Origin of the sequence: Streptococcus intermedius SK54 = ATCC 27335, assembly GCF_000413475.1 — a bacterium.
Classification (GTDB): Bacteria; Bacillota; Bacilli; order Lactobacillales; family Streptococcaceae; genus Streptococcus; species Streptococcus intermedius.
This window is the reverse complement of record NZ_ATFK01000005.1, coordinates 182999-203144: the sequence shown is the minus strand read 5'-3', so window position 1 is coordinate 203144 and position 20146 is coordinate 182999. Positions and strand designations below refer to the sequence as shown.

Genomic DNA, 20146 nt, shown 5'->3' with positions numbered 1-20146 from the left:
CCTTTTACCTTTTTAAATTCCTGACTCAAAATCTTCTTCTATTACTTCTGAATCATCTGAAAACAACTCTCTGCCATTGACAACACCGCTATGTGCTGCTGCAACTGCTTTTTCAGCAACTTCATCAAATGAAAGTGTCATTCTCGCAAAAACGGTTTCCAGCAACATAGCTAAATTCAAACCTGACAAAACATTCATTTTCAAATCTGGTCTATTTCCCATTATCGTGGATGCCACCTTAAACGGCGTTCCACCTAATAAATCACACAAGACTAAGACCTCTTCGTCGCTTGTAATAGCAGCTAGAATTTTTTCTTTTAGTTCGTTTGCGGACATGCCTTCCACAAAATCAATAGCATCTACTTTCTCTTGCTCGCCCGCAATCAATTTCAAAGAACTATGAATCCCTGTAGCAAAATTTCCATGTCCTATAACTATGATTTTCATACCTTCTCCTCTCTTTTAAGTTTACCGGTTTACTTACATTTTCCATTGTAGCCTATTGTTTTTTACTTGTCAATACTTTTTTCAAAAAAATATTAGCGCTTACATCTCTTTTGAAATCTATATTCTTTTTTAACATTTCATAGATTATTTCCAAAAACCCGAAAAGCAGATTTTTACAAAGGTTCCACTACTTAAATATCAAAAAAACATTTTTTATCGTTGACAAAACCGGTTTACTAGAATATAATCTTGTTAGAATGAAATCTTACTAAATTGAAAGGAAATAAAATATGACAGAAAAAATTTTCTCCATAGAACAATTTTCTCTAAAGGGAAAAATTGCCCTTATCACTGGAGCTTCCTACGGAATAGGTTTTGCCATTGCCAAAGCCTACGCTGAAGCAGGGGCTACTATTGTTTTTAATGACATCAACCAAGAATTAGTTGACCGAGGTTTAACTGCTTATCATGAAGCAGGAATCTCAGCACATGGTTATGTTTGCGATGTTACTGATGAAGCTGGTATCCAAGCAATGGTTGAGCAAGTTGAGCGAGAAGTTGGCATTATTGATATTTTGGTCAACAATGCAGGCATCATTCGCAGAGTTCCTATGTGCGAAATGAGTGCAGCTGACTTTCGCAAGGTGATTGATATTGACTTAAACGCACCGTTTATTGTTTCCAAAGCCGTCATTCCTTCGATGATTAAAAAAGGACACGGAAAAATCATCAACATTTGTTCCATGATGAGTGAGCTCGGTCGCGAAACAGTTAGTGCTTACGCCGCTGCTAAAGGTGGACTCAAAATGCTAACGCGTAACATCGCTTCAGAATACGGCAGTGCTAATATTCAGTGTAATGGTATTGGTCCTGGCTATATCGCCACTCCTCAAACAGCACCATTACGCGAATTACAAGAAGATGGCTCACGCCATCCATTTGACCAATTTATCATCGCTAAAACACCTGCGGCACGCTGGGGAAATCCAGAAGACCTCATGGGACCAGCTGTTTTTCTCGCTAGTGATGCTAGCGACTTTGTCAATGGACATATTCTCTACGTTGACGGCGGTATCCTAGCTTATATCGGAAAACAACCAGAATAGAAAGAAGGAATAAAAATGAAAATTGCTTTAATTAACGAAAATAGTCAAGCTGCTAAAAACCACATTATTTATGATGCCTTAAAAGAAACAACTGACAAAAAAGGATATGAACTGTACAACTACGGTATGTATGGAAAAGAAGGCGAAAGCCAATTAACTTATGTTCAAAATGGTTTACTGGCAGCCATTCTCTTAAATACAAAAGCTGCTGACTTTGTCATCACCGGTTGCGGTACTGGTGAAGGAGCAATGGTTGCTTTAAATAGTTTTCCTGGTGTTGTCTGTGGCTTGGCTGTCGAACCAACAGACGCCTACCTCTTCTCTCAAATAAATGGTGGCAATGCTCTTTCAATTCCTTATGCAAAAGGCTTTGGCTGGGGTGCAGAATTAAATCTAAAATTGATATTTGAACGACTTTTTGCTGAAGAAGTTGGCGGTGGCTATCCAAAGGAAAGAGCAATTCCTGAACAACGAAATGCTCGTATTTTAAACGAGGTTAAAAAGATTACCCATAACGACCTGCTAAGCGTTCTAAAAAACATCGACCAAGATTTCTTGAGAGAAACCATTGCAGGAGAACATTTCCAAGAATACTTCTTTGCGAACTGCCAAGATAACGAAATCTCAGCTTACTTAAAAGGACTTCTTGATGCATAAATCCATTTTGCAACCCGAAAGGAATTGACACATGACGAAATTATTGCTATTTGGTGAGCCACTGATTCGAATTACGCCTGTAGACGTTGCTTCTCTTGGTGACCAAGTGGTCAGCACAACTTATTTTGGTGGATCGGAAGTCAATATCGCCTGTAATTTACAGGCCTTAGGAATTTGCACAAAACTTTTTACAGGATTGCCAGATAATGAAATCGGTAATCGATTCCTAACGTTTTTGAAACAGCATGACATTGACACTAGCACTATTTTCCGACTTGGTGACCGACTTGGGGTTTATTATCTGGAAAATGGATTTGGTTGCCGCCAAAGTGAAGTTTTTTATGACCGCAAGCATACTAGTATCAGTCAGATTCGTCCTGAAATGCTGGATATGGACTGCTTGTTTAAAGGAATCAGCCATTTTCATTTCAGTGGCATCACAGTTGCCATTGATGAGCAAGTCCGTGAAGTGCTACTATGTCTTTTGCAAGAAGCAAAGCAAAGGAACATCGCCATTTCTATGGATCTCAACTTGCGCACTAAAATGATTTCTGTATTAGAAGCCAAATATGAATTTTCAAAATTCGCTCGCTATGCCGACTATTGCTTTGGAATCGATCCAATTATGGCAGATGAAACAGATCTTGACATGTTTCCAAGAGAAACAGCAAGTTTGGCGGAGATTGAAAATCGCATGCGTCATTTAAAAGAAATCTATTCCTTTAAAGCCATTTTTCATACGTTCCGCTCCACTGATGCACAAGATAAAAATGTCTATCAGGCTTATGCACTCAGTGATACATTTGAGCAATCTGTCCAGCTAAAAACTGCTGTCTATCAACGCGTTGGAAGCGGAGATGCTTTTGTTTCTGGCGCACTCTATCAATTACTCATGCAAGCTTCTTTAAAAGATACACTTGACTTTGCTGTTGCTAGTGCGACCATGAAGTGTACTCTTGCTGGCGACAGTATGAGCAAATCTGCTACAGCCATTGAAAAATTGCTAACAACCACCAAAGATATTATTCGTTAGGAGAATAGCATGACTAAATCAGATATCATTATTGAATTAAAAACACAAAAAATTGTCGTTGTTGTTCGTGGAAAGACAAAAGAAGAAGGCCTCAAAGCATCTATCGCCTGTATCAAAGGTGGTATCAAAGCTATTGAAGTTGCTTATACCAATCAATACGCTGGCGAAATTATAAAAGAGCTAAACCACCTATATCAAGATGATGCCAGTGTTTGTATCGGAGCTGGAACTGTACTGGATGCTGTAACCGCAAGAGATGCAATGCTAGCAGGTGCTCATTATATTGTTTCTCCTTCTTTCAACTCTGAAACTGCAAGAATCTGTAATCTCTACAGTATTCCCTATATTCCGGGTTGTATGACCTTAACAGAAATCACCACAGCACTAGAAGCTGGCAGTGAAATCATCAAACTCTTTCCAGGAAGCGCTCTAAGTCCAAAATATATCTCTGCCGTTAAAGCACCGATTCCTCAAGTAGCTATCATGGTGACAGGCGGCGTCAATTTGGATAATGTTTCAGATTGGTTTTCTGCTGGTGCGGATGCCATTGGTATTGGTGGAGAATTTAACAAACTTGCCAGCCAAGGTAATTACGAAGCGATCACAACAATTGCTAAACAATATACCGCACTGAAGTAAAAAAGCTAGTCCTTTTCTATTAAAAAAGAAAAACAAGAAATCTATTTTTGAAAACACAAGCTAAACAGGCTAGGAAAATCCTAGCCTGTTTTAATAACTATCTTACACTATCAAAAGCACCTATAAAGGACGATTTGTCAAACCAGATAACCCTACTTATTTTTTCGTTTTGCTAAGTAGATACCCCCGTTAAGAACTACCACCCCTACAACAATCAAGGCGCCCATAACCGTTGTTCCTGTCCTTGGTAAAATCTTTTGTTTTGGTGCTGGCGGTTGAGATGGATCATACAGATTTTTCAATACAAAACCTGATGCTGTATCCCCACTAATCTCTGAGCGATAAGAAGCAACAACCTCTTCAGTAATGGTATAATGAATTTCTTTTCCATTTTTATATTTTGGTTTATTGGTAAATTCTGCACGCCATTCACCGTTTTCATTTGGTCTAATCGTTTGAGACTCTATCTTTTTCCCGTCAGCCAGCAAATTCACTGTAATATGATTTGGACGTTTTCCGGCTTGATTATCTTTGTCATCCCAATGTTTCACAACCGAGATATTTGTTCTTACATCATCAAACTGATCTGTAATATTTAATGTATCATTTTTGACAGTCGCTGTATTGTTCTCAGCTTTAAGGATATTCACTTGTCCAGCTGCTGTTACTTCAAAGACAATATCACTAACAACTGTGTAGCCATTAGGGGCCGATTCTTCATGGAAAGTATAAATTCCAGGCTCTAAACTTAATTCGTGTGCTTTACCTGACTCTGATGTCCAAGAAGCAACGACGTCACCCTGTGTTCCTTCTCCCTTATAAACATGAAGCTTAGCACCCGCAATCCTTTTACCATTTGGATTTAACTTACCGATTTTGATCTTCTTATTGCCTATTTTTTGATTGACAACTGTTTTTAAAACAGATTGTTCTGTTCCAAAATCAGAAGAGGAAATCTTAAACTCTTCATCAGTTTTTTTATAACCATCTGGTGCCTTGCTTTCTTTCAGGGTGTACTCATCTTTCACAAGATGTGACAATTTCCCCATACCATTCGTATCCGTGGTAATGGTTCCAACCACTTCTTTAGTACGATTGCGAATCACTTGAAACTCCGCATTTGCAAGAGGCTGCCCATTAGCATCAATTTTCTTAACCTTAATCGTGAAGTCTTGCCCATCCGCTTTACCGTTAGCTTTTACATAGCGTGTTTCAACTTCTGTAGTTCTGTTACCAGTATTGTCGGCTGTTAATTTGGCTTTGTTTGTGAAAGCATCCCCAATCTTTGGCTCACCATTTAGTTTAACTTTATAATTGATATAATAGCCCTCGTTTGGAGCAATATCGCCAATCTTGACAGTAGCTTTTCGCTCATTTACTGTAATATTAGCTTTCAGTTTAGCTGTCACATCTTCTGCGTGCTGCAATTCCCACTCAGAAATTTTCGAATTGTAAAGCCATACTCCCTTGATAATCTTGACAGAGTCAGCCTCAATAACACCATTGCCCATAAATTCATCTTCAACAACAGCATTTTTAAAGAGTTCTTGTGTCCGATTTAGTGCTACATCATAACCCAAACGTTCTGGATCATTTGTTAAAGGCCATCCACCTTTTACAATTGAGAATTTTTCGGAATCGCCTGCACCAGCAAATCCTGGACTACCTGCATTTGTAATCTTACCATCGATTTTAAATTCCAAATCGACTTTTCCATTAGCTTTGTGCTCCCGATGATCAAAACGAACATGAAAATCGAATGTCCCTTTAATGTCAGAATGTTTTTCAACATAATCTGTATAGGTCAGGACAATTTTTTTCTTCGCTGCATCAATCTTTGCTACTGCAACAATATCTCCCTGACTGCTTACAATATTAAAACTTTTATTAGGCGAGTTATAAACAAGCTGTTTGGGGAAATCAATTGTGGTCGTATCACCTGCTTCTACCGTATTATTTGGCAACGAGAAGGTTGCACTAACCTTGAAATCCTGCCATTTTTTAAGATCACCCTGTAAAGGTTTACCTTCACTACTTGTGACTTTCATTGACGTAATAACATTCGGAATCGTTTTGGCATGAATCACCTGATTACTTATTATATTAAAACCAAATATCAGTGCTAGCAAAAATAATACAACAGCAATTCTCTGCTTGGCTTTTTTTCCAATCTTTAACACTATTATAGTTCCTCCAACCAAATAAAAATCGTAACAATCATTAAATAGTTACCTCATGTATTATATTATATAATATTTTAGTTAAAAATAGGCAACAAACTTCTAATTTTATGTAATTTTTTTTTATTTTTCTATCATCATAACTATTAATTAAGTAACAATCATGACGGAGCAAGATAGACGGAAAGTTACATAATCAAAAAACCGAAAACCTAATCCTTAGATTCTCGGTTTTTGGGGACTTATTTCAATCGAAGACTAAAATAACCGCTTCCCATCAATAGCATACCTACAAGAGGTAAAACGCCGCTATATTCCCCTGTTTGAGGAAGTGTTGGCTGATTTTCTTTCGTTATTTTTCCTGTCTTTTTTGACGAATCTTCAACAGTTGGTTTTGATGCTAATTCTTTAAAGACACTATCTTTACTAGCAGAGTTCTTTGTTTCTGGATTGTAGTAAGAAACTTTATAGCCACTATTTTCCTTACGAATAGTATAGATCCCTCGTTTCAAAACTTGGAATTTATTGGAAATTGTGGACGCAGAATCGTCATATTTGACAATTCCCCAAATTTTCTGCTTCGCATCATAGACTGCTTGTAATTTATCATCATTTTCAAGAAGACTACCCTCTAAATCTTTCACCATTTGATTAAAAGTAGCACGATCTACATTTGGAATAAGCATATAGCCATAACTATCCCCATTTTGTTTATGCGCCTGACTAATTGTGATAAATTCATTTTGTAATTGAGCTGCTGGCTGAGCATCATTGATATCTTTCCACGCACCTTTTTGGATAGCTTTCATCATTGTAAGATTGCTCTTTTTAAAGAAGAAATAACCAATACTCCTTTTCTTATCTGCAGATTCAAGAAAGACACTCTTCGTTTCATTGTATGCTTGTTCTTTATCCGTCAAGTTCGCTTCCTTATCATTGACATAGACCTTATATGGGCTATTTTTTTCAACCTTTCTTTGCTCAATAGTTGTTGATGCCGCATCCTTTGATGTATTCTTGATATTACTTCCAAGAAAAGCTATTTTATCATTCAGCATAAACCAACTCTTATGAACCGTTAAAGTTTTGTTCCAGTTAGTGAAGTCCATTGCTGCGGTTGCATTTTTCTCATCCAGTTTATTGGTTCCTACAAAACCAGATGGCAACACTTTCCCAGTTTCTGTATCAGAACGCTTGGCATCTGTCTCTGTTGTTCCTGGCATCTTATAAGGATTCACTGTTGGCCAGTAGCCATTACTATAATGGCTCAAATCACCATTATACAGATAAAACATTCCATCACCAGTGTGCCAACCACGTTTATTTTCCTTGTTCATACTTTCATAATTTAACGTACGACTAGAAAACATAGATAGCCCAAAGCCAAAATCCTTTTCTGCATTATACATAGCAGTTTTATCCATATTGTTAAAAGCTGATAAATAACTTTCTCGCGGAGTGACCGGCACTGTATCATCTTTCAACAAAGCTTCCATCAAATTAATATCTTTGTAAGTCTTCAAATTTCTAAAGACATCATGGTAAGTATCAGATTTTACAATTGTCTTTACAAGAGATTTCAGATTTTGTTTTATTTCTCCTTCAGACATTTCGGCAATGCGATGAATCCCTCTAAGTACTTCAACTGCTGCTACATGATCTTCACTATTAGCGCGACTAATAGAGCGTCCGCGGCTTAAGTCCATTAATTCTCCATGAACCATCAAGGGCGCAAATGACTTGTTAATCCAATGATACATTGTCTGCATTTTTGCTGTATCAATTGGAGTGTCTGTCTTTTGAATAACTGGTAACAACTGAGATAAACCATCAATTAAAACACTACCGTAAGCACCTGTATAAGCAACATTTGTATGGTCAATGTAAGAGCCATCTTGATAAAAACCCTCGCCTTTATTAACCAAAGTAAATACTTGTTCAATTGAACGAATCGTTGATGAAATTTCTTGATCATCTTTACGTAAAAGACCTGCAATTACTTTAACTCGTCCCATATCAACTAGGTTTCCGCCCAAAGCTTTAAAAGGATTATTTGTTGTTTTTCGGAAATTTTCTGGATCCGGCACAAATTTCTCAATAACATCGGTATAAGTTTTGATTTCATTATCGGAGAAATACTCTTTCATCAAAGATAGCGTATTATTGATTGCACGTGGTGTACCGATTTCATAATCCCACCAGTTTCCAACAATGCTTTTTGAGCTGTTATAGACATTTTTATGAAGCCATTCCATCGCATCTCTTACTGTACGAATAACTTTAGCATCTTGATAATATTGAGATGAAGGATTGGTCACTTGTTTCGCCATTTCTTCTAATTTACGATAAGTAGCAGTTAAATTAGAGGATTTTTGATAGTCTGATAATTCCTTCCAAAGGCTTTTCCGATCAGCTTGTGAATCAATACTTTCTAAACTCTTCTTGACCTTTCCTTCTAATTCTTGGTTCAATTTCTTCATATTGTCATTACTAGAATTATAGTATTGATTTCCAGCAATAATACCATTCCAATCATCCAATCGTTCTGTGTATTTATCCTTTACAGAAGGCTTTACTGTCAAAGGAATCTTTTTGATTTCTTTCCCATCTTTAGAGACTGTGATAGTGGTTGTCCCTTCTTTCAAAGGTTCTACAATACCATTTTTTACAGTCGCAATACTACTATTTTCAACAGTATATGTATAATCTTCTCTAGTGAAGACGTACTTTTTCCCAAAAGGCAAATTGACCATTTCCTCTAAACTCTTTTCAGATGTTTGAGATTTGTCAACTGACTGATTGGGGGCTTCCACCAATTCTACATCTTTGAAAGAAACCGTTCCTGTCCCTGTTTCGTAGAATAATTCTAACTTGATCTTGTTCACGGATAAAGTTGGACTATAATCAGTTTCAACCGTCTTCCAGTCTTCGGTTCCTTTAAATTCAGAAGAATTCCAGAATTGTTTCTTGTCTCCTACTTCTTCAATAATTCGGACTTTGGCAATTCCCGTCTTATTTCCCGTTTTAACCTTAAAACGCAATTTATATTTTTTATTTGGCTGTAAATTCACTTCTTGATAAACAACCGCTCGCAAAGTTTCTGTTCCAGAAATAGTAACCGCATTATCTTTTACTTCAATCGTTCTTGCTGAAGTATTGGTAGAGCTTTTTGTAGTATCAAGCCAAGCATTCCATCCAACAGCTTTTACTCCTGTCCAAAGGCCACTTTTTGCTTCTGTTTGACTGAAATTTCCATTTTTTACAAGATTTTTTTCTACCTGTTGCACTTTTTCAGCAGTAGATTGCTTCTGAGTTTGCTGAGTGGCATTTATTGGCGTTTCGTCTGCTGTAACTGTCAATAAATGATGAAGTAAAAATCCTGATAATGCAAGAGATGACAGACTAAATAGCATCTTTTTTGTTTTTGATTGCATGTATAAACCTCAATTAATTATTCTATAAAATAAAGAGCTATAAATCTCAAAATGAAATTTATTCTTTTAGTAAACCGGTTTATACAAATCATATCATTTTTAATTCTATTTGTAAACGTTTTCTGATAAATATCTGTTTTCGTCTTGTAAATATTATCTGTTTTTTTATACTTCATGACTGACACGATACTTCCTAAACTTTTTTCAATTTTATTGAATATAACAAATCCATTCTAAATGGAAAATCTTTTTAGAATCGACTAATAAGATAAAAACTGTTACAATGAAAGAAAAATAGGAGAGAAGCACTTATGACTAAAATATATGATTTTTCCATTTTCGATCAGAATAATCGATCTATCTCCCTAGAAATTTATAAAGGGAATGTTCTGCTTATTGTCAATACTGCAACAGGTTGTGGCCTGACCCCCCAATATAAGGGACTACAACACCTCTACACCCGCTATCAAAACCAGGGCTTTGAAATCCTCGACTTTCCTTGTAATCAATTTATGGGGCAGGCACCAGGTACAGCAGAAGAAATCAATCGTTTTTGCAGCCTCCACTACCAAACTACTTTTCCACGTTTTGCTAAAGTTAAAGTCAATGGTAAGGAAGCAGATCCTCTCTATATCTGGCTAAAAGAACAACAAGCTGGCCCCCTCGGAAAAAGAATCGAATGGAATTTTACTAAATTCTTAATAAACCGAGAAGGGCAAGTTGTGAAACGATTTTCATCTAAAGCAGAACCTAAAGAGATTGAGGAAAGTTTACAAAAGCTATTATAACATTATAAAAAAGAGCACCTTTCGAGGTGCTCTTTATAAGTATCGTAATTCTTTTGAATTAACGTTTTGAGAATTATGATGCTTTACGAGCTTTCTTAAGATCTGGTTTGGAAAGCGTGGGTTTCAGTTGGACTAAAAATAGCGTAATATCAAGGCTTTTCAAAACGATATCTACTGATTAATTTCATAAAATTGGAATCAATATTTTTTAAATAGGGGAATTTCTTAACTCAGAACTTTCAATCCTATCCTCTTCCTTCTTATCCTAATAAAGTTTGTAATATTGGAATAACAACTATAAATAGAATCGTACTTAGAGTCACTACATTCGTAGAGAATTCCACATCTCCTTTTCCTTGATTAGCAAGGATCGGGAGAACAGCTAAAGCTGGTGTAGCGGACTGAATCATAAAGGTCTTAAATTCTACTGTCGCCATATTTGGTGCAAAGAACTTCAATACAAGAAGCATGATTAGAGGAGCTAGGATAAAGCGTCCAACTAAAGTGACAATTGTATCTTTATCAAAAGTAATAGTTTTCAATCCTGCCTTTGCAAGAACGATACCAATATAAATCAGAGATAGGGGAGTGACGATATTTCCAACATAGGTTAAGGTATTCGTTGCGAAATCTGGAATAGAGATTCGAAGAATCAAAACTATTAGAGCCACAAGAAAACCTACAAGCGGAGCTGGTAGCAATTTCTTCCAGTCAAATTTAGTTGTCTTCTTGCTTTGACCCGATTTACTATCGCTCGTCATCAAATACACGCCCAATGTCCAGGTGGAAATCGTATTGGTGATATAGTAAATTAAGAAATAAGGAAGAGCCTGATCACCAAAAAGAGCAACGTTTAATGGTAAACCGATAAAAATAGTATTGGCATTCACAAAGGTATTAATCATGGTCCCTCGCCGTCCTGGACGGACCTTGAAAAGTATAACTGCAATATAAGCTACGATATATCCCAAGATAAAGGCTATAAAAGTATAAAGGAGACCTCCAGAAAGACTGATTAGTTTATCTAGTGTTAGGTATTTCATCACCGACACAAAGATTGATGCTGGCAAGGCTACATTCATGATCAAACGAGATAGGTTAGGTCCAAAGGCATCTCCAAACCATCCCTTCACCTGAAGAATATACCCCAAAACAATAATAGCGATAATCGGAATGATACTCGTAATCGAAGTTAAAAAGAGTGACATAGGTATCCTTTCTAAATTTCTTAAGTCCACAGCCCATACAAATCTGTCGCTATAGAAGGATAGCAGCAGGAATGAATTATCTATACTCTGGATACCACTTCAAATCACGAACGGCTTTGGCCATATCTGTTTCCTTAGCGCGTGCAAGACCTTGCTCTTGCGCTTTTTTAGCGACTGCTTCCGCTACTTTAATAGAAACATCTGCTACATACTTGAATGGCGGCAAAACAGGAGCTCCTGGTTGACCTGGATTGACAATACCACTCAATGAATGAGCCGCTGCTCCAATCATTTCATCAGTCAAAAGACTTGCTTCAGAAGCCAGCATACCTAGACCAAGGCCTGGGTAAATCAAGGCATTATTTGCTTGACCAATCACATAGTCTACACCTTTATAAGAAACCGTATCAGCAGGAATTCCCGTTGCAACAAAAGCTTTGCCATCTGACCATTCGATCAAATCTTTGGCACTTGCTTCTGCCAATTTGGTTGGATTTGACAAGGGGAAGATCATTGGACGTTCTGTGTTTTCACACATAGCTTCTACTACTTCTTTAGTGAAGGTATTAGGTTGAGTTGACGTTCCTACAAGAATGGTTGGCTTCACAGTCTTCACTACTTCAAGCAGGTCAGTCAACTTGTCTGCGTTAGTAAAGTCAGCACGTTTCTTAGCAAACGGTTTTTGCTCAGGAGTTAGGTCATCCATGTCATCAAAGAGAAGACCCTGCTTATCAACCATAAAGAAACGTTTATAAGCTTCTTCTTCAGAAAGACCTTCACTCACCATTTCACGAAGAACACGAGAGGCAATTCCTGCACCCGCAGTACCACCACCATAGCAGAGATAAACTTGATCTGTTAATTTTTCACCACTAATATCCAGTGAACCAAAGATACCACCCAAGGTAACGATTCCTGTACCTTGAATATCATCATTAAAAGTTGGAATTTGTTTCCGGTATTTTTCAAGAATATTGGCAGCATTTAAGCGGCCGAAGTCTTCCCAGTGAAGGTAGAGTTTAGGAAAGAGACGTTCTGCTGTTTGAACAAATTGGTCAATGAAGTCGTAGTAACGATCTCCGCGAACCCGTTCGTGACGATTCCCTAAGTAATTAGGATTGTTACGAAGTTCTTCACGGTTAGTCCCTGCATCAATGACTAAAGGAAGGACCATAGAAGGATCGATTCCAGCAGCACCCGTGTAGACCATCAATTTCCCAACAGAAATATCGACACCATTTGTTCCCCAGTCACCGATTCCAAGGATTCCTTCTGCATCTGTTACAACAATGAGACGAATCTCGCGATTCCCAGCAGCATTTTTCAAAGTGGCTTCAATATTTTCAGGATGATTAATATCAAGATACCCCGCATATTGCGGATCTACAAAGAGGTCACTGTAGCCTTCAATGGTATCTGCAATGGTTGGATCGTATACAATTGGATTGAATTCCTCCAAATGTTGAGAAAAGAGGTAATAGAAAAGAGTCCGGTTGGTATTAAAAATTTCCATTAGGAAAAGACGCTTTTCCAAATCATTGGCTTTTGTTTGCATCTGTGCATAAGTTTGCACCGCTTGTTCTTCAATGGTTTGAACATAAGGTGGCAATAAACCAATAAGACCTAGTTCCTTCCGCTCCTCTAAGGTAAAGGCAGTCCCTTTATTAAGGAAAGGATTGTTTAAAATATCATGTGCAGTCATAGTGCAACCTCCTTTTTGATAATATTATACCACTTAATATGTATTTTGAGACGAACTTTGTTATTTAAAAAATACAATCGTTAGTGTATATGTTATAATGAGTCTAGAAGTAAAGCGTTATTGAAAACTCTTTATTCTGTAGATTATTACTCAAAGCACCATTTTGTGATTCTTTAATCTCTCTATGTTATAAATTTCTATACTCATAAGATTTTCGGTAATCGCTCTTTACCATCGGACAAATAAAGCCATACTAAAATATAAATTTATAAGGCAAGTTACAATAGATAAAAATCATTTAAGTTTTTTATACAATACTTCGTATTTTTTAAGGTGTTTTTTTATCATACAAAACTTGTATTCTATTTATATGACAACTAAAAACTATTTACAACAATATATTTCCAAAAAAGTGAAATATTTTCGAACACAAAACAAAATGAGCCAGGAAGAACTTTCGGAACAAGCGGGACTTGGACTTAAGTATATCAGCCAACTCGAAAACCAAAATGTGAATCTGACCATTCACAGTCTTGAAAAAGTGATTGACGCCCTAGAGATGACCCCAGAGGAATTTTTCAATTTTGATAGCCTTGAATCAACCTCTGATAAGACTGACAATCTTTCACTCAAAAGAATCAACATGAAGATTAAACAGCTCCCTATTGATAAACGAGAAAAGATCTTGGTCATTTTTGAAAGTATCTTAGATAATCTTTGATATCCCTGACTCACTTACATTTTAACCAGCGAATACTCGTATAGTCAAATTGTAGGATACGGATAAAAATTATTTATCTTGTGATTTCCACTTATTTTTTCTCCAATTAATGAAAGTGAGCCCATATGAATTTAAAAGATCTACAATATTTTTATGACCTCTGCCAGCTTCAATCCTATACGGAAGTAGCAAAACAACATAAAGTCAGCCAACCATCTATTTCTTATGCTATCAAGCGCTTAGAGGACTCCTTTAATTGCAAATTGATTCACCATGATCCCTCACATCGCTCCTTTAAATTAACTAATCAAGGACAAATCCTTCTGAAGCATACAGAACTGATTTTACCTGAGGTCATTTCTACTCGCAAAGAAATTAATCGCTCTTTGGTGCATTGCTCTACTGTAGGATTCCCTCCTATTATCATTCAGTATCTTTTCTCTGTCTTAAATAAAGAAACTGAATTTGATTTTTTAAAAAAGGTACGTCCTATTCGTGGTGGATCCGTAGAATTATTAAATCTTCTCCTTAAGGGAGAACTAGATGCGAGCTTACTCGGATTGATTGAACCACTCAATCATCCTTCAATAGAGACACATGAACTCTTTCATAAAGAACTGTATGTCGTTTTATCTAAGAACCATCCTCTTGCCACTGCTCCTTCCCTCACTTTTGAAGAATTAGTAGATCAATCCTTTATACTTTTAGACGAACACTTTGTTCACCTGAAAGCTTTTGAGCTACTTAATCAAAAGTATCAAAACAAGGCAGAAATATTCTTTAAGACTGATGACATTGTCATTCTTAAAGAACTTTTAAAGAAAGGGATTGGCGTTAGTTTACTGGCTGATATCGCACTTTCTGATGAAGATGATGATTTAATAAAAATCCCTCTAATACCGGAGGACCAGATAACATTTACAGTTTATTACGCTTATCTCAAATCAGCTACACCGTCATCAGAAGTAGAGGCCTTATTTAATCTAATTAAATCATATGAATAGAAAAAAACTCTAACTATCAACTACCTGATAGCTAGAGTTTTTTACATTATAGGTATTAGACTAAAGTACGAAGAAATAGGATATTATCAACGAATCTTTTCATTTACCTGATACCATTCAACGAGATTCCCAATTATAAATCTACAAAGTGTCGATAAAAAAGAACACCCCGAAAGGTGCTCTTTGTATTTATTGTAATTCTCTCGAATTAACGTTTACTAAATTGTGACGCTTTACGAGCCTTTTTCAAGCCTGGTTGGAAACATTTCTATTTGAATAAGTTCCAAGATGGGCTTAAAATCAATGTTTTCCCACGTTTTCAGAAAGAACAATTTCATCTAATTTGAATATATTTCATTTAAATAGTGTGAACTTTATCCTAAAAATACACGAATTGAGCTGATAAATACTAAAAAGTTCACACCATTAGTTAAATTATTTTTTGTTACATACATTTTTTTAGATGATAGACCTCCTAATTTATTTCTTATAGCATTTGAGCAAACCTCCGTTATCAGAAAACAACCAGAAAGAAAAACCGCAAAATTAATATTTTCTTTCTGGTTGTTTTTTTATAAATTGAATTTTCAGTAAAATACTTTACTCATTTATACTACCCCTTACTTCTATGTACTTTCTTTCATCTAAAGAAAAATCTCGTATTCATCAATTTTATTTCGTTATAGGTAAGAAAGAAGAACAAACAAGAAAAACACGGCATAAAAACCTATTCAGTTCATCGTCCTCAATCCTTGTCTGCTTCATTTTCTTTTACGAGATCGTTTTGTGAATCTTTTTCAGAGAGTTTTTGATCGATATACTTGTCAATGTTTTCGTAAAATTTCTTGGTCGTCTCACTATCTAATTTTGTCGAATTATGGACTTGATTGACTTTCAATTGAACAGATTGAATACCGTAAGAGGCTTGTTTTTGGCGAATGGTTTCTAATTCTTCTGAAATTGGATCTCCAACAACCGTCAAGACCAATTCATTATTCCTTGACTTGTAGACTTGATTAATGACCGTATGATTGGCGAACTCTTTTCCTACAAACTGTTTGATCCCTTCTTTTCGCGCTTGATCTATCGTCAGAGTGACTGCTGAATAACTGGCTGGAAGAACCAATAATACAATCAAGGATATCAAGCCAATTTTCATTTTAATGTTTAGCTCTTTAAATGAACTTAAAGGAGATTTTCTCATCAAAATTCTTGTTCCAACAATGTTGGTTAGTATGATAAAGACACAGTTAATCAAGAAAAGATAGAGAGCCCCAAATAAAAATCGTACATTTCTATTAGCTAAACCATAGCCTGCAGTACAGATAGGTAGCATCAAAGCTGTTGCAATGGCTACTCCTGGCACGATATTGTTTGCTTCTTTTTTTCTTGAACCAATGACACCTGCTATCCCACCAGCAATAGCAATGAGAACATCCCAAATGGTTGGAGAGGTTCGTGCAATCAACTCGCTACTTGCATAAGATAAGGGAGAAATCCAAAAATACAGAGTCGATACAAGCAAGCTGACCAATACTTGAGTAAATCAAACCTCTAGAGATTGCTTGATTAAACGCGTATCAAAAATAGCTAAACCAAATCCGAGTCCAACAATCGGTGTCATAAGAGGGGAAATCAGCATGGCTCCAATAATGACAGCTGTTGAATTCATATTTAGACCTATAGAGGCAATAAAAATCGCACACATCAAAATCACTGTATCTCTTAATCGAACATGAAGATCATCATATAATTTCTCACGGTATTCCCGTGTTGAATAGTTTCCGGTCATCGGTTACTCCTTTTATTTCATATAATTTTGTTTCTGCCTGGATGATGGTAGAGAGACTTCTGTCCAATCTTACATACTTTAAATTCTCACCTATTATTCTTTTGAAAATTTTCCTTTAAGTAGCCATCAGTCCATCCTTAACATTATATCAAAAATTTTACAGCCTTTTTCTGAAGAAATCTATCAATTGAACAGATAGAGAAAGCCAGAAATTTTAGATTCCTTATTCAAAGAAGGAAGAACGGTATCTCCTATAAAAGAAGACGCAGTTTAATGATTAAACATGATGAGTGTGTTTGACAATCCATTGCTCCATTTTTATTTGCAACCAGAAGCCATAGATTCCAAACGTGATGATGGTTAGAAGAAACCACTTAATCCAGTTACCGAACAGTTGTGCTCCAGTCCCGTCAAAGTACAGACGTTGACCATCCACTACCGTATGCTTGGTTTTCCAATTTTGCATCTGCAAACCGCCCAAGGTGTTGCGATCCCATCGGAAATCACACAAACATAAGGCACTAAAACGTTACTGGAAACTCATTCAACAGGAGAGCCGTAAACTCAGTGATAAACGTTTTTATCTCCCAACTTTTCGCTCACACTTGACCAATAAAGAGATTCTCGAAAACCTTCTTGCATACTCTCAAGAACTTAGAGAGCACTATGACCTCTATCAACTATTACTCTTTCATTTTCAAGAGAAACAAGCTGACCATCTCTTTGAGCTTATTGAAGAAACAATTTCTTGTGTAAATCCTATTTTTCAAACTGTTTTTAAGACCTTTTTGAAAGATAAGAGCAAGATCATAAATGCACTAGAACCGCCCTACTCAAACGCAAAACTAGAAGCTACTAATAACCTCATCAAGATCATCAAACGAAATGCTTTTGGCTTCCGGAACTTTAAAACTTCAAAACTAGAATCCTCATTGCATTGAACATCAAAAAGGAGAGAACCAATTTGGTCCTCTCCAGGGTATAATTTTCCATCAACCCACTACAGTTGACAAAGAGCCGTTATTCTCAAATGAGACAACTCCTTTTAGTTTTTATAACCTCAGCTTCTCGGTCTCTTACCTACTTTTAATAGAAAGACTACGAAGGACGATTCTTAAAGTAGTCAGATTGTGCAATATCGAAAGATTAGATGGGCTTAACCAATTTAACAACCCAAATCCAATTAAACTTCCATTTATTACAACTGTTTCTTGAATATTTCTTTGAATTAATTTCTGCAACGATTCAGATAAAGAATTCAATTCCTCGAAGAAATCTAAACGATTATCTAATAATAAAATATCACTCATCTGCTTAGAAATATCAGCACTTTCATTCATCACAACCCCAATATCTGCAAGCGTCAAGGCAGCAGAGTCGTTTAACCCGTCTCCAACCATCAAAATAGTTCGGCCAGCTTTCTGTAATTCCTGAACCAACTGAAACTTACCATCTGGTTTTAAATCAGTATAGACGTTGTCAAATGGCAGATCTTTAACCAACTCTTCTGTTCTAGCCAACGTTTCACCAGTTGCCAGAATCAGTTTTTTCCCTTGGCGTTTTAGCTTTTTCAATGCAGCTTTCGCCTCGCTTCTCAAGGGAGTGTGGATACAAAACATCCCAATTAATTCTTTCTTATAAGCCAAAAACAATAAATTGTAATGAGTCTTATATTGCTCAATCAAGGCCAGCTGCTCAGAACTAATTCTTACCTGTTCGTCTTGCATTAGTACATAATTTCCAATGACAACCGATTGACCATCAATTTGCGATTTAATCCCTTTGCTTGCAACATACTGAAGCTTGCCATGCATTTCTTCGTGTTCAATGCCTTCAATTTCAGCTTGTTTAACAATTGCATTGGCAATAGGATGATAGATATGTTCCTCCAAACATGCACTTATTCTTAAAATATCTTTCTCAGTATAATCTCCGAAAGGAAGAACCTTTTCAACCAAAGGATAACTCGTCGTGATGGTACCCGTTTTATCAAACAAGAAAGTATCCACTTCCAGATATTTTTCTAATACATCACCATCTTTAATAACCATTTCTCGATTTAGACCTTCCTTTATGGCCGTAAGGTAGGCTACAGGTGTGGATATTTTTAGAGCACATGAAAAATCCACCAATAAAAAGGAAATGGCTTTTGAAAACGAACCTGTTAACAGATAAGTCAAACCAGCACCTAAGAAGTTATATTTTACAACCTTGTCTGCCATCCTAATAAAATGACGTTGTTTTGTCTTCTTACTCTCTTCAGATTTTTTCATTAGATTGATGAGTTGCAAAATACGACTGTTTATCTGATTATCAGTCACACGAATTCTTAACTCTCCTGTTTCCAAAACAGTATTCGCACATACAGAATCTCCCTCTTTCTTTTCAACAGGGAAGCTCTCTCCAGTCAAGGAACTCTCATTGACCATGCCTAATCCTGAAACCACTTGGCCGTCAAACAAGATTTCATTCCCTTGGGAGACAACTAATACATCACCTACTTGAACATCAGAACTCTTGATGCTGATGACCATGTCTCCCTGCACTAAGAAAACATCACTTTCTTTAGCAAGAAGGCTTTGTTCCAAATCTGTTGCTGTTTTTTTCAAAGACCACTGATCCAGATGATTACCCAGATCAAGCATAAACATGATGTTGCTAGCTGTCTTGGATTGGTTCATAAACAAGGACAACAAAATGGCCGAACAGTCCAAGACTTCCATGGTTAGTTCCTTGCGCGCTAAAGTTTGATAGGCTTCTTTGACATAACCCAAAGCCTGATAACAAGTCCAAATATAACGAATAGGGTAGGGTACAAAACTTCGAAACAGACAACGCTTAATCGCTGCACCCGATACAATTGAATAAGCACTCTCTTCTCTACGAATGGGAAGAGTCATCAAGTCCGAAACTTTCCCCTTATCAATTCTTTTTAAAAAGGCCTCTGCATTTTCTAATACAGAGAAGCCTTCTCTCATACGTAGAGTAAAGTGCTGCTGATCCATATAAAACTGAATAGAGTCGATCCCTTTTTCATCTCTAGCCAAGGAACGAAGATAAGCTTGAATATCCAAGGTCAGTGAAAACGAGGATGACAATCGGATATGTTGATATCCTCTGTGTAGCACTTTAAAAGACATATTATTCACCTATCAGGCTATCTAATTGTTCTTCTTTCTTTTCCTGTTCGTATAAATATTTAGCGTCTTGTAAAACATCATCACCGTGTTGTTTTACAACAGAAACAGATGCATCCAGTCCATCTTTCAATTTGTAACCTTTAGCCAAGGCCTTAGAATAGGCTTTTTTAGCTTCTTTACTTGCTAAGACTTTCAAGCCAAGCGTCCCAAATGCTACCCCTCCTAAGAAGAGAGATGATTTTTTCGCAACTTTTGCGACGTTTAATACTTCTTTTAACATGTTTATTTCCTCCTT

14 protein-coding genes and 3 pseudogenes are annotated in these 20146 nt (G+C 36.5%); 8 read left to right on the top strand and 9 right to left on the bottom strand.

Annotation, left to right across the window (positions count from 1 at the left end):
- Positions 1-12: 12 nt before the first annotated feature.
- Positions 13-447 (bottom strand): PTS galactosamine/N-acetylgalactosamine transporter subunit IIA, encoded by a 435-nt coding sequence (agaF, locus tag HMPREF1654_RS07615; RefSeq protein WP_003074341.1) that lies wholly within the window; start codon positions 445-447, stop codon positions 13-15.
- 290 nt (positions 448-737) lie between these two features.
- Here agaF and HMPREF1654_RS07610 point away from each other — a divergent pair, with 290 nt between their 5' ends.
- From HMPREF1654_RS07610 to HMPREF1654_RS07595, 4 genes are read left to right on the top strand one after another with little or no spacing between them, the layout of a single operon-like run.
- Entirely contained in the window at positions 738-1553 is an 816-nt protein-coding gene (locus HMPREF1654_RS07610; RefSeq protein ID WP_003035431.1) for a gluconate 5-dehydrogenase, read from the top strand.
- A 15-nt stretch (positions 1554-1568) separates the two neighbouring features.
- The gene (locus HMPREF1654_RS07605; protein WP_003076027.1) at positions 1569-2210 is read left to right on the top strand and encodes an RpiB/LacA/LacB family sugar-phosphate isomerase; all 642 of its coding nucleotides are present in this window, start codon (positions 1569-1571) and stop codon (positions 2208-2210) included.
- A gap of 31 nt (positions 2211-2241) precedes the next feature.
- Positions 2242-3243, top strand: a complete 1002-nt coding sequence (locus HMPREF1654_RS07600; protein WP_003075802.1) for a sugar kinase — start codon at positions 2242-2244, stop codon at positions 3241-3243.
- Between the two features lie 9 nt (positions 3244-3252).
- Positions 3253-3882, top strand: a complete 630-nt coding sequence (locus HMPREF1654_RS07595; protein WP_003075974.1) for a bifunctional 4-hydroxy-2-oxoglutarate aldolase/2-dehydro-3-deoxy-phosphogluconate aldolase — start codon at positions 3253-3255, stop codon at positions 3880-3882.
- Between the two features lie 152 nt (positions 3883-4034).
- On the opposite strand, the gene HMPREF1654_RS07590 is transcribed toward HMPREF1654_RS07595, so the two are convergent.
- Together HMPREF1654_RS07590 and HMPREF1654_RS07585 are read right to left on the bottom strand one after the other, a co-directional pair.
- Entirely contained in the window at positions 4035-6062 is a 2028-nt protein-coding gene (locus HMPREF1654_RS07590) for a SpaA isopeptide-forming pilin-related protein (protein ID WP_003076118.1), read from the bottom strand.
- Positions 6063-6304: 242 nt separating this feature from the next.
- Entirely contained in the window at positions 6305-9496 is a 3192-nt protein-coding gene (locus tag HMPREF1654_RS07585) for a polysaccharide lyase family 8 super-sandwich domain-containing protein (RefSeq protein WP_003075986.1), read from the bottom strand.
- Between the two features lie 311 nt (positions 9497-9807).
- Between HMPREF1654_RS07585 and HMPREF1654_RS07580 the strand changes: the two genes are divergently transcribed.
- Complete coding sequence (locus HMPREF1654_RS07580) at positions 9808-10284, top strand: glutathione peroxidase (RefSeq protein ID WP_003076218.1); 477 nt, start codon at positions 9808-9810, stop codon at positions 10282-10284.
- A 260-nt stretch (positions 10285-10544) separates the two neighbouring features.
- Here the strand turns inward: HMPREF1654_RS07580 and HMPREF1654_RS07575 are convergent, their stop codons facing one another.
- Together HMPREF1654_RS07575 and HMPREF1654_RS07570 are read right to left on the bottom strand one after the other, a co-directional pair.
- Positions 10545-11492 (bottom strand): AEC family transporter, encoded by a 948-nt coding sequence (locus HMPREF1654_RS07575; protein WP_003075878.1) that lies wholly within the window; start codon positions 11490-11492, stop codon positions 10545-10547.
- 76 nt (positions 11493-11568) lie between these two features.
- A complete protein-coding gene (locus HMPREF1654_RS07570; RefSeq protein ID WP_003075792.1) occupies positions 11569-13194 on the bottom strand; it encodes a malolactic enzyme in 1626 nt (541 codons plus the stop codon).
- Between the two features lie 370 nt (positions 13195-13564).
- Here HMPREF1654_RS07570 and HMPREF1654_RS07565 point away from each other — a divergent pair, with 370 nt between their 5' ends.
- Both HMPREF1654_RS07565 and HMPREF1654_RS07560 read left to right on the top strand, forming a co-directional pair.
- On the top strand, positions 13565-13915 hold the full coding sequence (locus HMPREF1654_RS07565) for a helix-turn-helix domain-containing protein (RefSeq protein WP_003076113.1): 351 nt from the start codon (positions 13565-13567) through the stop codon (positions 13913-13915).
- Between the two features lie 125 nt (positions 13916-14040).
- Positions 14041-14919: a LysR family transcriptional regulator gene (locus HMPREF1654_RS07560; RefSeq protein WP_003075809.1), complete on the top strand. Its 879-nt coding sequence runs from the start codon at positions 14041-14043 to the stop codon at positions 14917-14919.
- A gap of 745 nt (positions 14920-15664) precedes the next feature.
- On the opposite strand, the pseudogene HMPREF1654_RS07555 reads toward HMPREF1654_RS07560, so the two are convergent.
- A pseudogene (locus HMPREF1654_RS07555) lies at positions 15665-16711 on the bottom strand (DUF389 domain-containing protein).
- A 277-nt stretch (positions 16712-16988) separates the two neighbouring features.
- Positions 16989-17233: pseudogene (locus HMPREF1654_RS07550) on the bottom strand (DUF898 family protein).
- On the opposite strand from HMPREF1654_RS07550, the pseudogene HMPREF1654_RS07545 reads away from it, so the two are divergent.
- Positions 17209-17696 (top strand): annotated as a pseudogene (locus HMPREF1654_RS07545) (transposase); the annotation flags it as partial. The pseudogenes HMPREF1654_RS07550 and HMPREF1654_RS07545 overlap by 25 nt on opposite strands.
- 91 nt (positions 17697-17787) lie before the next feature.
- Here the strand turns inward: HMPREF1654_RS07545 and HMPREF1654_RS07540 are convergent.
- Together HMPREF1654_RS07540 and HMPREF1654_RS07535 are read right to left on the bottom strand one after the other, a co-directional pair.
- Entirely contained in the window at positions 17788-19851 is a 2064-nt protein-coding gene (locus HMPREF1654_RS07540; protein ID WP_016670416.1) for a heavy metal translocating P-type ATPase, read from the bottom strand.
- 1 nt (position 19852) lies between these two features.
- Positions 19853-20131: a DUF6110 family protein gene (locus HMPREF1654_RS07535; protein ID WP_003075836.1), complete on the bottom strand. Its 279-nt coding sequence runs from the start codon at positions 20129-20131 to the stop codon at positions 19853-19855.
- Between the last annotated feature and the right edge of the window lie 15 nt (positions 20132-20146).

Excerpts from the sequence above, each read along its gene's own strand:
- agaF (WP_003074341.1), bottom strand. The coding sequence starts at position 447 with ATGAAAATCATAGTTATAGGACATGGAAATTTTGCTACAGGGATTCAT.
- HMPREF1654_RS07610 (WP_003035431.1), top strand. The coding sequence starts at position 738 with ATGACAGAAAAAATTTTCTCCATAGAACAATTTTCTCTAAAGGGAAAA.
- HMPREF1654_RS07605 (WP_003076027.1), top strand. The coding sequence starts at position 1,569 with ATGAAAATTGCTTTAATTAACGAAAATAGTCAAGCTGCTAAAAACCAC.
- HMPREF1654_RS07600 (WP_003075802.1), top strand. The coding sequence starts at position 2,242 with ATGACGAAATTATTGCTATTTGGTGAGCCACTGATTCGAATTACGCCT.
- HMPREF1654_RS07595 (WP_003075974.1), top strand. The coding sequence starts at position 3,253 with ATGACTAAATCAGATATCATTATTGAATTAAAAACACAAAAAATTGTC.
- HMPREF1654_RS07585 (WP_003075986.1), bottom strand. The coding sequence starts at position 9,496 with ATGCAATCAAAAACAAAAAAGATGCTATTTAGTCTGTCATCTCTTGCA.
- HMPREF1654_RS07580 (WP_003076218.1), top strand. The coding sequence starts at position 9,808 with ATGACTAAAATATATGATTTTTCCATTTTCGATCAGAATAATCGATCT.
- HMPREF1654_RS07575 (WP_003075878.1), bottom strand. The coding sequence starts at position 11,492 with ATGTCACTCTTTTTAACTTCGATTACGAGTATCATTCCGATTATCGCT.
- HMPREF1654_RS07570 (WP_003075792.1), bottom strand. The coding sequence starts at position 13,194 with ATGACTGCACATGATATTTTAAACAATCCTTTCCTTAATAAAGGGACT.
- HMPREF1654_RS07565 (WP_003076113.1), top strand. The coding sequence starts at position 13,565 with ATGACAACTAAAAACTATTTACAACAATATATTTCCAAAAAAGTGAAA.
- HMPREF1654_RS07560 (WP_003075809.1), top strand. The coding sequence starts at position 14,041 with ATGAATTTAAAAGATCTACAATATTTTTATGACCTCTGCCAGCTTCAA.
- HMPREF1654_RS07540 (WP_016670416.1), bottom strand. The coding sequence starts at position 19,851 with ATGTCTTTTAAAGTGCTACACAGAGGATATCAACATATCCGATTGTCA.
- HMPREF1654_RS07535 (WP_003075836.1), bottom strand. The coding sequence starts at position 20,131 with ATGTTAAAAGAAGTATTAAACGTCGCAAAAGTTGCGAAAAAATCATCT.